Annotated in this window: 13 protein-coding genes; 1 reads left to right on the top strand and 12 read right to left on the bottom strand. The window is 41.3% G+C overall.

The genetic code is table 11. From position 1 onward, the window contains the following. Positions 1-177: 177 nt before the first annotated feature. From asnS to L1765_RS04940, 8 genes are all read right to left on the bottom strand, one after another. A complete protein-coding gene (asnS, locus tag L1765_RS04905) occupies positions 178-1,467 on the bottom strand; it encodes an asparagine--tRNA ligase (RefSeq protein WP_236405538.1) in 1,290 nt (429 codons plus the stop codon). An 18-nt stretch (positions 1,468-1,485) separates the two neighbouring features. Further along, positions 1,486-2,661: a pyridoxal phosphate-dependent aminotransferase gene (locus tag L1765_RS04910; RefSeq protein WP_236405539.1), complete on the bottom strand. Its 1,176-nt coding sequence runs from the start codon at positions 2,659-2,661 to the stop codon at positions 1,486-1,488. A 60-nt stretch (positions 2,662-2,721) separates the two neighbouring features. Beyond that, positions 2,722-3,927, bottom strand: coding sequence for an acetate/propionate family kinase (locus L1765_RS04915; RefSeq protein ID WP_236405540.1), 1,206 nt, complete (start codon positions 3,925-3,927; stop codon positions 2,722-2,724). Then, complete coding sequence (locus L1765_RS04920) at positions 3,924-4,817, bottom strand: 3-hydroxyacyl-CoA dehydrogenase family protein (RefSeq protein WP_236405541.1); 894 nt, start codon at positions 4,815-4,817, stop codon at positions 3,924-3,926. Before L1765_RS04920 ends, L1765_RS04915 begins: the two co-directional genes overlap by 4 nt. A 177-nt stretch (positions 4,818-4,994) precedes the next feature. After that, on the bottom strand, positions 4,995-6,479 hold the full coding sequence (locus tag L1765_RS04925) for an AAA family ATPase (protein ID WP_236405542.1): 1,485 nt from the start codon (positions 6,477-6,479) through the stop codon (positions 4,995-4,997). Beyond that, a complete protein-coding gene (locus L1765_RS04930) occupies positions 6,472-6,999 on the bottom strand; it encodes a hypothetical protein (protein ID WP_236405543.1) in 528 nt (175 codons plus the stop codon). The genes L1765_RS04925 and L1765_RS04930 overlap by 8 nt, the downstream gene beginning before the upstream one ends. A 112-nt stretch (positions 7,000-7,111) precedes the next feature. After that, entirely contained in the window at positions 7,112-7,597 is a 486-nt protein-coding gene (locus L1765_RS04935; RefSeq protein ID WP_236405544.1) for a cell wall elongation regulator TseB-like domain-containing protein, read from the bottom strand. Then, positions 7,594-8,316 (bottom strand): hypothetical protein, encoded by a 723-nt coding sequence (locus L1765_RS04940; protein ID WP_236405545.1) that lies wholly within the window; start codon positions 8,314-8,316, stop codon positions 7,594-7,596. The genes L1765_RS04935 and L1765_RS04940 overlap by 4 nt, the downstream gene beginning before the upstream one ends. Positions 8,317-8,452: 136 nt before the next feature. Between L1765_RS04940 and L1765_RS04945 the strand changes: the two genes are divergently transcribed. Beyond that, a complete protein-coding gene (locus tag L1765_RS04945) occupies positions 8,453-8,617 on the top strand; it encodes a hypothetical protein (RefSeq protein ID WP_236405546.1) in 165 nt (54 codons plus the stop codon). A gap of 147 nt (positions 8,618-8,764) precedes the next feature. Here L1765_RS04945 and L1765_RS04950 read toward each other — a convergent pair whose 3' ends face one another. The 4 genes from L1765_RS04950 to ku all read right to left on the bottom strand — a co-directional run bounded on the left by L1765_RS04950 (position 8,765) and on the right by ku (position 12,824). Next, positions 8,765-10,066 (bottom strand): amidohydrolase, encoded by a 1,302-nt coding sequence (locus L1765_RS04950; RefSeq protein WP_236405547.1) that lies wholly within the window; start codon positions 10,064-10,066, stop codon positions 8,765-8,767. Positions 10,067-10,128: 62 nt separating this feature from the next. Then, a complete protein-coding gene (gene ligD, locus L1765_RS04955; protein WP_236405548.1) occupies positions 10,129-11,028 on the bottom strand; it encodes a non-homologous end-joining DNA ligase in 900 nt (299 codons plus the stop codon). A 6-nt stretch (positions 11,029-11,034) separates the two neighbouring features. After that, complete coding sequence (locus L1765_RS04960) at positions 11,035-11,997, bottom strand: ATP-dependent DNA ligase (protein ID WP_236405549.1); 963 nt, start codon at positions 11,995-11,997, stop codon at positions 11,035-11,037. Continuing rightward, positions 11,994-12,824: a non-homologous end joining protein Ku gene (gene ku / locus L1765_RS04965; protein WP_236405588.1), complete on the bottom strand. Its 831-nt coding sequence runs from the start codon at positions 12,822-12,824 to the stop codon at positions 11,994-11,996. The genes L1765_RS04960 and ku overlap by 4 nt, the downstream gene beginning before the upstream one ends. Between the last annotated feature and the right edge of the window lie 164 nt (positions 12,825-12,988).

Below are 12,988 nucleotides of genomic sequence, written 5' to 3' on the forward strand. Positions count from 1 at the left end.
GCCCTCAAAAACATTCTGGCATTTCAAAGGCGGAGTCAGTTTGAGGGATAGTTTCGTTTTTTAGACTCTTCGCTAAGTACGAACTCGATAGTTGTCCTTTGTGAATTCTTTATTTCCGACTGTAGATTATTCTCCCGATTTCGACAAATCTAACCTCTCACATCTGAAAAAAGTCTCTTACGGGTAGATCCGATTTAACAACCTTGGAAATGGAATGGTTTCCCTGACATGCTCCAGTCCGCAAATCCATGCTACGGTTCTTTCCAATCCCAATCCAAATCCTGAATGGGGAACGGTCCCATATTTTCTAAGATCCATATACCATTGATAAGCTTCATAAGATAAATGATGCTCATCATATCGGGCTTTCAACAACTCTGGGTCATCAATTCTTTGGCTTCCCCCAATAATTTCCCCATAACCCTCAGGTGCAATCAAATCAGCGCATAAGACCACTTCCGGCCTTTTGGGGTCCGGTTTCATATAAAATGCCTTGATGGATGCCGGATAGTTAGTAATAAATACCGGCTTATCAAAGCTTTCAGCAATCACGGTCTCATGGGGTGCACCAAAATCCTCTCCCCATTCAATTTGTTCGCCCTTTTCCTTAAGCAATGAAATAGCATCATCATAGCTTATTCTTGGAAATGGAGGGATGACCTTTTCAAGCCTTGAAGTATCCCGATTTAATACCTTAAGTTCCTGGGAACAATTGTTTAATACAGACTGCACCACATGGGAAACCAGATTTTCCTGAATAACCATACTTGCTTCATTATCACAAAAGGCCATTTCAGGTTCGATCATCCAGAACTCAATCAAATGACGGCGGGTTTTAGATTTTTCCGCCCGAAAAGTGGGTCCAAAGGAATATACCCTCCCCAAAGCAAGAGCAGCCGCTTCCATATACAGCTGTCCGCTTTGGGTGAGATAAGCATCTTCATCAAAATACCTAGTATGGAAAAGGGTTGTGGTTCCCTCTGCCGATGTAGGTGTCAAAATGGGGGCATCCACCTGAGTGAAGTGATTTTCATTTAAATATTCCTGAATGGAACGAATAATTTCCGAGCGAATTTTCAAGATCGCATTTTGCCTTGGTGTCCGTATCCAAAGATGCCTATGGTCCAATAGGAAATCGACACCGTGTTCCTTCAGTGAAATGGGATATTCTTCAGAGATTTGAATGATATCCAATCCGGTTAATGTCAACTCGTAACCGCTGGGTGCCCTCTCATCTTCCCTGACCACCCCGGTTACATACAAAGAACTCTCCTGGGTAAGCTGGGAACATCTTTCCCAAACCTCTTCGGAAACTTCCTTTTTGACCAAAACCCCCTGGATAAAGCCCGTCCCATCTCTCAACTGCAAAAACTGGATTTTTCCGCTGGATCGTTTGTTGTATAACCAGCACCCGATGCGAATTTCTTTTCCCACATAATCCTTTACTTGAGATATTAGTACCGTCAAATGAACGTCCCTCCAATTTTACTGTTGAATAAATTTTTTGATCCGCTCCACTCCCTTTTCCAATAGTTCCATGGAAGTGGCATATGAGATACGAATATGCTGAGGGGCACCAAAGGCTGACCCTGGAATCACCGCTACCTTTTCTGCATCCAACAAGTCCTTGGCCCAATCATCAACAGAGGAATAACCCCCCTTTTCCATAGCCTCCTTCACATTAATAAAGGCATAAAAAGCCCCTTTAGGTTTTACCATAGATAAACTATCCGCTTCATTAATTAACTGAACCAAACGATTTCTTCTTTTCTCGAAAGCTTTTCTCATGGTTTCCAAAGGCTCTTGTGTCCCTGTTAATGCGGCTAAAGCACCATATTGGGCAAAAGTAGTGGCGTTTGAAGTGCTGTGACTGATCAAATTATTCATTGCTTTAATCAGAACAGTTGGACCTGCTGCATATCCAATGCGCCAACCGGTCATGGAATAAGGTTTTGATACCCCGTTTACAACAATGGTATGTTTATACTCCTCTTCACCTAGGCTGGCAATACTCACATGAGAAACGCCATCATAGATCAGCTTCTCATAGATTTCGTCAGAAATCATCAGTACTCCATGCTGAATACATACTTCGGCAATCGCTTTTAATTCTTCTGCAGAATAGATGCTACCGGTTGGATTGCTGGGTGAGTTAATAATTATTGCCTTGGTTCTTTCGGTGATAGCTTCTTTTACCTGAATAGGTGTAAGCTTAAATTCATTTTTTTCTGTGGCAGTTACAATGATCGGTTTTCCACCGGCCAACTTCACCATTTCCGGATAGCTGACCCAATATGGGGCAGGCACGATTACTTCATCCCCAGGATTCACAATGACTTGAAAAATATTGTATAAGACATGCTTTGCCCCCGCCCCTACGGAGATTTGATCAGGTGTATAGGAGAGTTGGTTATCCTTTAACAATTTGTCACAGATCGCTTTTCTCAGTTCCAAAATCCCTGAAGCGGGTGTATATTTGGTTTGCCCCTCTTTCATCGCCTGATAAGCCGCTTCAATAACATGTTCCGGTGTGTTAAAATCAGGCTCCCCCGCTCCCAAACCAACCACATCAAATCCCTGTGATCTTAATTCTTTTGCTTTTGCCGTAATCGCTAGAGTCGTTGATGGTGTTAACGCTGCGACTCGATTTGCCAATTCCATGCCATTTTCCTCCCATCGATTCATTCAAACGTTGTGATTCAATATCCCCATTATTATACATTATTTTTTTAGTTTTGCTATACGAACGGTATCTCTGGCAATCATCAATTCTTCATTGGTGGGAATCACAAACACCTTTACCTTTGAATTATCACCACTAATCATCCGTTCCTTTTTGTCATGTGCACCGTTTTTTTCGTCATCCAACTCAACTCCCAAATAGTTGAGAGACTCACAAACCTTTTTCCGAACCAGAACTGAATTTTCTCCAACCCCTGCGGTAAAAATAAGAGCATCTAAGCCATTCATGGCTGCAGTATAAGCACCAACATATTTCACAATTCGATAAATATACATGTCAAAGGCAAGTTTGGCTCGCTCATTTCCGTCAAACATAGCCTGCTCAATCTCCCTCATATCAGAACTGATGCCCGAAATACCGTATAGACCGCTGTGTTTGTTTAGCATGGAGCTTACCTCACCAATGGTCAGATCCTCTTTTGCCATGGTAAATGGAACAATGGCAGGGTCTATATCACCACTCCTGGTGCCCATAATCAATCCTTCTAATGGGGTCATTCCCATACTGGTATCCATAGATTTACCATTTTTTATGGCAGTAATACTAGCTCCATTCCCTATATGACAGGAAATCACTTTCAATTCTTCAAGGGGAACTCCCATCAATTCCTGCAATCGTTCAGATACGTATTTATGAGAAGTTCCATGAAATCCATAGCGGCGGACTTTGTGTCTGCGGTATAAAGCCTTTGGAAGAGCATAAAGATAGCTTGTCTTTGGCATAGTCTGATGGAATGCAGTATCAAAAACGGCTACCTGAGGTACATTCGGTAAAATATCTTCTGCTGCCAAAATCCCTTTTAGATTAGGCGGATTGTGTAAAGGAGCAAGCTCAAAGCATCCTCTGATTGCCTGTTTGACATCATCAGTGATCAGAACAGAATCTGAAAAAGTTTCTCCCCCATGCACCACACGATGACCGATAGCATTCAGCTCTTTGATGGATTGAAGTACCCCATACTTTGGGTCAACCAGAATTTGCAATACCTGACGGATCGCCTCTGTATGTTCCAAAATTTCGGCCACTTTTTTTACTTCTTCTTTGCCATGGGGACGGTGGGTGAGAATAGCAGTCTCCATTCCGATCCGTTCCACCCCCCCCTTCGCTAATACAGTTTCATTCTTCATTTCAAACAACTGGTACTTTAAAGACGAACTTCCGCAATTAATCACTAATACCTTCATTGTTTCTCCTCACTTCTCTCAACAATTCTTTCTCCGTTTTCGTCATATTTGAAGAAGCCTTCACCCGTCTTCACCCCCAAGTGGTTGGCACGAACCATCTTGCGTAAAAGCGGTGATGGGCGATATTTCAAATCCCCATAGTCTCTGAATAGCCGCTCCATCGATGCCAATACGGAATCTAAACCAAACCGGTCAGCCATTTCCAGAGGACCATAATGGAAATCATATCCGATCTTCATGGCCTTATCGATATCCTCAGCACTGGCTACACCCTCCATCAAGGTATGCAGGGCCTCATTGATTAATGTTACAATGAGTCTTGTTGTAACAAAGCCGGGAGATTCATAAACCTGTATTCCTTCCTTGTTGATTTGATTCACGAATCTTTTGGCAAAGGCAACCGTTTCATCAGAGGTTTTTAACCCCCGGATCATTTCAACCAAATCTATTTTAGCCACTGGATGTAAAAAATGAAGACCGATCACCTTATCCGGGCGGCTGGTGGCTGCGGCAATTTCTGTCAAGCTTAACGTAGAGGTATTGCTGGCAAGAATCGTATTTTTGCTGCACACTTCATCCAACTGTTTAAACACGCGTTTCTTCGCTTCCAAGTCTTCAATGATGGATTCAATGACTAAATCCGCTTCACGCAGCAAATGGATATCTAATGTGAATTGAATTTTAGACATAATGACTTTTTTCTCTGCTTCAGTGATTGCCCATTTCTCCAATTGTCTGTCTAAAGAGATTTCAATATTCCTGCGGGCATGCTCTAAATCCCTTGTCGTTTTATCTATCAGAAGCACATCAATGCCATGTTCAGCCAGCATTTCGGAAATTCCCTGACCCATGGTTCCGGCTCCAATAACACCTACTTTTTTCACACCCATTTTTAGATAGCCCTCCCAATATTAAATCGATATGACCGGAATTAATTCCGCTAAGTTTCTCTTATAACATACTTTAAATTAACATAAAGAATTTTTTATGTATAGCGTTTCTCTTCCATTCTTAAATAATGTCATAAAAAGTACAAAAAAAGTTTGGGAATCAATTTTCCCAAACTTTTAACTAGTCAGTCTAATGCTTAATCTCTCCCTCATCTCATCGCCGCTCATCCATTCTTCCTGTAAGAGAATTTCAAGGAAATATTCAAAAAGTTCTTTATCCTCCTCAATCATTTTCTTCACTCTCTCAAAGAGAACCTGCATCATTCTGTTGGTTTCTTCATTGATTTTATCTTTTGGGATAAACTGAGGATGAATAAAGCCAAGGGATGACAGCCCTGTAGCAATTAACTGCTGGCAATAATAATTTGCCTTTTCCAAATCATTGCTCGCACCTGTACTTCTGGTTCGAAAAAACACTTCCTCTGCCGCCGTTCCAGCTAAAGCAATCATAATTTGAAACTCCAGATCTTCCTTGGTATACAAATACTGCTCCTTTGGAGGATTTTGTCTGACATAACCAAGAGCCTGACTTCTTGGAGTCAAAGCAATCTGCGAAACAGAACCCGGAATCAACCGTTCGGTTACAAATGCATGTCCCAATTCATGAATGGCCACCCTTCTTTTCTCCTCCTCGGAAGTTTCACGGTCAATTTTCTCGCCCAATAGAACCTTATCTATCGATTTATTAAAATGTTTGCTCTCGATTTCGCTGGATCCTTCACGCATGGCATAAATGGCTGCTTCATTGGTCAAACTTTCCAGTTGGGCTCCAGAAAAACCAAATGTTTGCTTGCTTAATTTTTCGATTGAGACATCCTTAGCCAATGGTTTATTTTTCAAATGAATCTGCAGGATTTGTTCCCTGCCCTTTCTGTCAGGAATGCCCACAGAAATCTGTCGGTCAAAACGTCCCGGACGAATCAAGGCGGGATCAAGCATGTCTATCCTGTTTGTAGCTGCCATTATGAGTATTCTCGGATTCTCTGAAGTAGACATTCCATCCATTTCCGTCAGGAGCTGATTTAATGTCTGGTCATATTCGCGGTGGGTTGAACCTTCCCGTTTTCCTCCTAATACATCGATCTCATCAATAAATATAATTCCGCTATCCTGACCGTTTTTTTGGGCCATTTCCTTTACGTCTTGAAACAGCTGCCTGATCCGGCTGGCTCCCACACCCACATACATCTCCACAAACTCACTGCCAGATGTGCTGACGAAAGCCGAATTGGTATAGTTTGCAGCCGCTTTAGCCAATAGCGTTTTCCCTGTTCCAGGAGGTCCGGTTAATAATATTCCTTTGATGGGCCGAATTCCAAAGGATTTGATCCTCTCGGGATTGAGAAGAAAATCCAGGGCTTCCATCAATTCTTCCTTGGCATGGTTTTGGCCACCAATATCATCGAAGGACAATCCTGAGGAAACCTTTCCTTTTTCTGCATATTTTCCCTTGCCAAAACCAACGGATTTTCCTTTTAAAGCGAAAAACAGTACAACACTGAGTACGATCCCAATAATCAAAATCGGACCGACTTGAACACCCAGGTAAAACAAAAAAATGATGAAAGAAATCAATATACCTAAAATCCATTCTTTACCCATTCCCCTTCACCTCCTCATCAAGGGGAATAACTTTCACCAAAGTATGCTTTCCCTTTTGCAAAAAGAGATATACATTCTCTTCATCCAATTCTGCTTCTCCCTTGTCAATATATTGATTCTCCTTCCAATTTTCTATTAGGAAAGGTATTTGGCTATATGTTCTTTGAGAAAGGGCTTCTTTCATAAGAAAAGATTGGGAATACCATAATGTTGTTAATGGATTACTCTCATCCTCTTTCAGGATAATATCGATTTCCCTTGAACGGGTTATGTCTTTTAATTTATTTTCTACCATTTTATACAGTTCTCTCACGGATTTCGTGGAAGGATCAATAGCGATCGTAACGGATGCATGATTGGGTTTGATTTCCATATCAATGAATCGTACTTCTTTTTGTTGATTGATCCAATTTTTTAAGGGTTCTTCAATCAGAACATTTTTATAGATAAGCCACCCGCCAAATAAAAACCCGGTCGATATAACAAAAGAAAGAACAATCATGAGAGGCTTTAGTTTCATTGCGCTCCCCCTTCCTGATGCGAATATATATTATTAATACATCAACTAGTATATCACAAATGATATACTTATTTCCCAATGTAAATGAAGGAAAAAAAATAAGACCCGTCGTTTAGGTCCTATTTTTTAGGAGATATGATTTCCAAAGCTCTCCCGAATAAAAATCATAAAGATAATATATAAAGTCACCATTTTTATTTTTTACCTTTGCCTCCCAATATACTTTTTTCCCTTCCCGGGCAGGAACCAAATGAACTAAAACTCCTTCAGGATTTACCGCAGCAACCTGGCGCCTGAGTTCCTCCTCGGAACGACCCCGAGAAGCGTATTCCACATAATAACTGTTCAAATCCTCTCTCACCCAAACATAGACGGGCTGTTTTTTTTGATCATTTCCTTTAATCACCCAATATGCTTCTGATCCATAGTAAAAATCAACATAGGTCACTTCAGTCAATACGGTTTTATCCTTGATTAATTGCAGAACTTCCCTTGGAAGGGACGTTTTTTGTTCTTTTAATGATGAATAGAGATCATAACTAATATATCCGGGTATCATAAACAGGATAGCTATCACGATCCACAGCCATTTTTTCATAAAACTTCAGTATACTCCTTAAATTGATAAAGAATGGATTCCACTTCAACACCCTGGGAACTGTTGGATAACAGAACCAAATGAAGTTGATTGATATCATAATTTTTATCATACCATATCTTATACTGGATGGTGAATTCTTCAGATACCAAAGGAAGAGAATTTTTTACCGCAGGTTCTGAACCCGTAAATAAAGAGATTTCTTCTTTCAGGTTGTTCAATGGAATATTTACTGTGATCATCTGCTGAGGAGAACCATTAACACTAATGCCTGGGCCCTCAGAGATTTGACCGCCATTATCACTCATTAGTTTCAGATGGTTTTCGGGAATCCACAACCAAAAACGATCTTTATCAATCCCTTCCAATTCCTCGCCATTTTTTATTACAGAAATATTTCCTGTTCCATCTGAAACATCATTCTTTATTTCAACCTCATCTTCTCCCACATTTCCGGTAAGAATCCATCCGTTGTCCGTGACTCTTCCAATAAATTGAAGGGACGCTGTTCCTTGATTGATGTTCTCAAACACCTTCATCTCAAAAGAATAATGATGTTTTTCCTCAAATTTTAGCAAAATCTTTTCCAATTGCTGTTTCGGGGTAATTCGGATCTGAATAACCGAGTCATGGGAAGAATTATTTTGAATGGAACAACCGCTTGGGAGAAATATGATGATTAAAACAAAAAAAAGCATTTGAATCAGTTGACTGATCATTTTCCCCACCCCCTACTCCTTACCAGTGTACGATTATCCATTCTTCATTATTCCTGACTGGAAAACAAAAAAATGCTACTCATATGCTGAACATCGCCGGAAATACTATGGTTACCACGCCAAAGGAGGTGGGGGCGTGAAATCTCATAGAACCCAAATTCCTGAACCCATTGTCCGTCTCCTTCATCAAGAACAGGTTCCATCCTGGGTGTCCCTTGATTCTCCCTATCGTCAACAACTGGATCAAAAAGAAACATATCGGTTGATCCCTTTACCACAACATACTATTCCTTACAGTTAGTATTTTTTAAATACGCCCAACCTATACACCCCTATATTCGCACTTACTTCAAAAATGTAGTGCTTGAACTTCCGCATATTGAAACGGGAGTGTTAGCAATACAACGAAAATTGAACCCCCGCTTCTTTAGCGGGGGTCCTGTTCGCGTTAGTTCATCTTTGAAACCAGACGGTTTACCTCATAAATTATTCTTTCTTCATCAAGATAGAGACATTGTCCATGATTTACCACCTGTTTTCCTTCAACATAAACATCGGTGACATCCTGACCTGATGCCGAATAAACCAATTGGGAGATAATATCATGTTCAGGATGAAAATGGGCCTGTTTTGTATCCAAAAGAATAAAATCAGCCTTTTTTCCCACTTCAAGACTGCCGATATCCTGTATAAATATGGACTCTGCACCATAGATGGTCCCCATTTTTAACGCTACCGATGCTGGGATCACAGTGGGATCGTGGGATACACCTTTGTGAATAAGGGCGGCCAATCGAATCTCCTCAAAAAGATCCAGGTTGTTGTTGCTGGCAGCACTGTCGGTACCAAGGGATACGGAAATTCCCTTTTCAAGCATTCGGGGAACGGGAGCAATTCCACTGCCCAACTTTAAATTACTGCCCGGATTATGGGAAACATGCACGTTATTTTCTGCCATGATCGTCATTTCTTCTTCATTGATGTGGACAGCATGAGCGACAAGAACAGGATGAGAAAAAACGCCCAAATCCAATAAATGCTGTACCGGGCGCTTCCCATATTCCTTCACATTTTGCTCTACTTCCCTCATCGTTTCAGACATATGTATATGGACCGGCAGGTGAAGATCGGCAGCTTTGTTCATAATCTGCAGGATATATTCCGGTGAACAAGTATACGATGAATGGGGGGACATCATTGCAGTAATTCTTCCGCCCGCTTGTCCATGCCAATTTCTTGCAAAATCGAAGGCTTCTTGAAGCTTTCTCTGCCTCTCTTCTTCAGAACAGAGACCGATGACTCCTCGGGTTAATACGGCCCTCATTCCGGATAATTCCACCCCCTCTGCCACCTGATCCATATGATCATACATGTCAACAAAACAAGTGGTTCCTGATTTTAACATTTCCACCATGGCAAGTTGAGCTCCCCATTTTACATGATCCGAAGTAAATTGTCCTTCCATGGGCCACATTTTTTCTTGAAGCCATTCCTGTAAAGGCAAATCGTCGGCATAACCCCTTAACAATGACATGGCAGCATGTCCATGGGTATTAATTAACCCAGGTAGCATCACCTTGCTGCTCTCATTCTTGATTATATTTGCCTCGTTCAATTGATCTACTGTTAATCCACTTTCAGATCCCACATAAGTAATGATTCCATCTTCAACGAGCATTGCTCCGTTTTTAATAATTTCATTTTGATGATTCATGGTGACGATCGTTACCCCTTTAATCAGTAGCCTCATCTATTCTCCTCCGTTTCTTCAATCTTAATATCCTTATTTTTAATATCCACATCCCCATTCTTTCAAACAAACACATTCTCGTCAAGAATTTCCAAAACATGATCCAGTGATTGCCGGCTATGTTGACTGATGATCCTGTCAAAGGGATTGAGTCTCTTTTCCAACCTTTTGAACACAGAATCCATGTTGTATACAGTTGGATCTTTCAATTCTTTTAATTCTTCCCAGGTTAAAGGGGTGGAGACCGGAGCCCTTTTTCTTGCCCTCAAAGAATAAGGGGCAGGAAGAGTTTTTCCCCGCCAGTGTTGAAGGTAATCAATATATACCTTATCTCCCCGATTTTTGACCCATCTTTCGATGGTGATTAATTTTGGGTGCTGTTCTGTCAAATACTTGGCTAAAAAGTTTCCTACTTTTCTCGTCTGTTCATAACTGTATCCCTTTTTGATCGGAATATAGATTTGCACCCCAGTAGCCCCTGATGTTTTAATAATACTTTCCAATTTTAATTGATCCAGCACATCTTTCATCAAAAAAGCGACTTCAACTACCTTTGAAAAATCTTCAACAGAAGGGTCGATATCAATCACTAATTCTGTTGGATAATCTTCACCAACCCGGTTAAAAGACACGTGAAGTTCAATACAGGCCTGATTGGCAAGCCATACCATCGTTGGAAGGTCATTAGCCAGGATGTAATTTACTCCCCCTTCCTGATTGGTTTCAATCCAGGAAGGAGCATGATTAGGAATGTTCTTCTGATAAAAGCTTTTCCCTTCAATTCCGTCCGGAAAGCGAATCGTGGTCAAGTGCCGGTTTTTTATATAAGGAAGGATGAAAGGGGCAACAAGTGTATAATATCGGATCATATCCGCCTTGGTTATCCCTTCTTCCCTCCAAAGCGCTTTATTTAAATTGGTCAGGGTTAATTCTTTCCCTTCTACCATTACTTTTTGTTCCATGTGGGATCACCGCCAATCCTGTGATTGAAAAATGCAGGTCTCCGGATGAATATCTACAAAAGCCTGTATGATTGGCTGTCTGAGAGTGCGCCCTCTCGTCCATTCGGAAAATTGTATCTTGGCTGTCATATCCGGTTTAACCCAAACAGTCTCCTTCAACCTTTCAGGCCTGTTTGCAAATGGCCGTTCTTTTATAATCAGTGGTTTTACCCTTTCGGTTAACTCACACCATTCCGACCTTTTCAACTTTCCGGTACCGGCATGTCCGATATACCACAGCTGGCCTTTTTCGTCATATAGTCCAAGTAATACTGCGTTTACACATCCTTCCCGAAGGGTTGCCCCTCCGACAACGGCAATCAGCTCCCTATAGTTCTTTATTTTCTGCCATCGCTGGTCTTTTCCGCCGATCAAATACGTGCTGTCCAAATCCTTAGTTACAATCCCTTCCATTTTATGCTCTTTCACGACGTCGAACAACGTTTGACCATCAGAGTGGGAGGATACCAGCTGAACGTGATCATTGGGAACAATCGATTTTGCAAGGATTTCCATCCTATCTTTCAATGGGCGGTCATTTACCCATTTTCCGTTATAATAAACCACATCAAAGATCATATAAGTGACAGGCACCAGCTTCCTGACCTGCTCTACCCGTTCCATCCGCCGGATACCATCCCGCCTCATCACCTCATGAAAAGACGGTTTCCCGTCTAACCCTAAGGCAATGACTTCCCCGTCTAGAATAATAGTCTGAGCTGTACAATAGGATTTGATATCCGTTAATTCGGGATAGTGAAAGGTTCGTTCTGCTTTTTTTCGATTAAAGAGCCGTACTTTCTTGCCGTCATCATAAGCAATTACACGAACTCCATCCCACTTCACTTGGGCAATCCATTGGTTTCCTTGAGGTACATGATCTGACCTCTTGGGCTCAAAAGGTATGATTGGCTTAATATCTTCTTTCATATGGTTGCTTTCTCTTTGGCTGCTTTTCTTCTTGGACCCCCAGCTTTCTTTTTCTTTGCAGGTTTGGTGGCTTCTAGACTGGCTTGAAGAGCGTCCATAAGATCAATGACATTTCTTCTAGGTGCAACAGGGGCTGCTACTATTTCTTCCCCTTCCATTTTCTTTTGAATCAATTCTTGCAGGCTTTCCCTGTACTTATCCTTATATCTTGTTGGATCAAAAGGAGCTGCCAAGTTTTCAATTAACTGAATAGCCATCTTCAATTCATTTTCGTTCAGCTTGGTTTCATCGGGCAGAGCGGGAAGTTGGGCAATGCCCCTTACCTCATCGGGGTAATAGATAGTTTCCAACACTATACAGTTTTCCAGCGTTCTGATAACAGCCAAACTTTCCCGATTTCTGATCGTGATTTTGGCCACTCCAATCTTTCCTGTTTCATTCATCGCCTTTCGCAAGAGGGCATAAGCTTTGTCGCCTGTTTCATTGGGAGAAAGGTAATAAGATTTGTCAAAGTATATTGGATCAATCTCTTCCAGATTAACAAAATCAAGGATTTCCACAGTCCTCTTCGTTTCAGGGGCGATCGCTTCCAACTCTTCCTCTTCAATGATGATAAAGCGACCGGGTTCATATTCGTACCCTTTGATAATCTCATCCCACCCCACTTCCCGGTCGCATGTCGAACAGGTTCTTACATATTTGATTGGAGTCTTACATTTCTTATGCAGATACCGAAATTTGATATCCTTATCTTCGGTGGCGGCAAACATTTTTACCGGAATGTTCACCAATCCGAAACTAATCGAACCTTTCCACATGGTATGCATCTTTTTCACCCCGTTTTTATATACGATGTCTAACCGGCACCAAAACTACCGATGGAACTAAACATTCATGACCCAAAGGATCACAAGTTGATATCATTTTCAAATCAAAGAGCCCTCAAAAATATCCGGGTATTTCGATGATGGAAGCAATTTGAGGACTAGAG

Source organism: Microaerobacter geothermalis (assembly GCF_021608135.1).
Taxonomy (GTDB): domain Bacteria; phylum Bacillota; class Bacilli; order DSM-22679; family DSM-22679; genus Microaerobacter; species Microaerobacter geothermalis.